The organism is Nonomuraea sp. B1E8 (genome assembly GCF_039871515.1).
In the GTDB taxonomy this organism is placed as follows: domain Bacteria; phylum Actinomycetota; class Actinomycetes; order Streptosporangiales; family Streptosporangiaceae; genus Nonomuraea.
In genome coordinates this window covers 1-1,121 of sequence record NZ_JBDPLS010000049.1, presented here as the reverse complement: position 1 = coordinate 1,121, position 1,121 = coordinate 1, and the positions used below count along the sequence as shown (strand labels likewise).

The window sequence follows — 1,121 nt, the reverse complement described above, 5'->3', positions numbered from 1 at the left end:
CATGTTGCGTCCTGGAAGCTGGTCCAGGCCTGCGGGTGAAAGTCCCGTCCGGGTAAGCATCGGAGCGCCCGGTAGCAGGCCCCGGTTCGTCGTGGAGACATGGCGGGCTGAGCGGGGTGTCAAGAGCCTCTTTGGAGGGAGCGAGCACGCGGGCCGTAGCGTTAAGCGAACCTTGCAGCCTCGTCAGAGTTACAACGGAGAAGCCGAGCCGCTCATGTCACGGCGAAGGCCATGCTTGGTGGGCCCTGTTCCGGGGTCAGCCCGCCGGGTTCTTCCGGGGTACGGAGGATGGCACGTGTGCACGGTCTGGGCCGGAACAGGAGAGACCCGTCTGACCACGCCTTTCGTCGGGCAAGAGACCGGGCGTATAAGCCGATGGTGAAGTCGTCCGGAGGGCAGCGGGAGTCCGAGGGGGTCGTAGTACCGCTGATCGGCGTGCAACAGAACGCGCCGGGAGGGAAGGGCCCTCACTTTGATCACGCGTGCGGCGAGGGTAAGCACCAGGGCATGGCCCAGGGTTCTGGGTCCAGCAACCCCGGCGGGCTATCGCCCGCCGTACTGGACGGGCGTGGGTCCGTTCTGAACGTGCGACGACTTCAACGCGAGCTATGGGCTGCGGCCAAGCAGTCTGCGGAGCGGCGTTTCCACGCCCTGTATGACCGTGTCCACAGAGGTGACGTGCTGTGGGAGGCGTGGGAGCGGGTCCGGGCCAACAGGGGTGCCGCCGGAGTTGATCGGGTGACTTTGGCGGATGTGGAGGAGTATGGGGTTGCCCGGATGCTCGGGGAACTTCAGGACGACCTTCGCGCAGGCAGGTATCGTCCGGCGCCGGTCAGGCGGGTGGACATCCCGAAACCACAGGGTGGCAAGCGTCCGCTGGGCGTGCCCACGATCCGGGACCGGGTGGCTCAGCAGGCCGCCAAGCTGGTGTTGGAGCCCCTGTTCGAGGCGGATTTTCTTCCGGTCTCGTTCGGGTTCCGGCCCAAGCGGTCGGCGACGCAGGCGATGGAGCGGCTGCGTACCGGCTTCATCGAAGGCCGGGTGTTCGTGGTGGAGTTCGACATCGTCAACTTCTTCGGCGAGATCGATCACGATCGTCTTCTTGCCGAGGTGGGGCGGCG

The 1,121-nt window shown here is 66.2% G+C and carries 1 protein-coding gene; it reads left to right on the top strand.

All coding sequences use genetic code 11. From position 1 onward, the window contains the following. Positions 1-678 precede the first annotated feature (678 nt). Positions 679-1,121, top strand: a 443-nt coding sequence (locus tag ABGA98_RS45640; RefSeq protein WP_347624743.1) for a reverse transcriptase domain-containing protein, incomplete at its 3' end; no start/stop codon positions are given.